A 242-nucleotide genomic window follows, 5' to 3' on the forward strand; every position below is an offset into this window, starting at 1 on the left:
CGGTCATCCTATACAACGTGCCGGGCCGTACGGTCGCGGACATGGCGAACGAGACCATCCTGCGTCTGGCCGAAGTGCCGGGCATCATCGCGGTGAAGGAAGCGACGGGTAATATCGACCGCGCCGCCGCTGAATGTGCCGCAGGATCTGTCGTCGGCGCCGAACGACCAGAAGTACGTCGCGCCGCCGCCCACGATTACGCTTGGCGGCTCCGCTCAGCGCACTGTCATGCCGGCCGGCAA

At 66.1% G+C, this 242-nt stretch carries 1 pseudogene; it reads left to right on the forward strand.

The features are described from left to right. Window positions 1-128 (forward strand): annotated as a pseudogene (locus AB4Y44_RS42900) (dihydrodipicolinate synthase family protein); the annotation flags it as partial. Window positions 129-242: the final 114 nt, after the last annotated feature.

The organism is Paraburkholderia sp. BR10937, from assembly GCF_040965695.1.
In the GTDB taxonomy this organism is placed as follows: Bacteria; Pseudomonadota; Gammaproteobacteria; order Burkholderiales; family Burkholderiaceae; genus Paraburkholderia.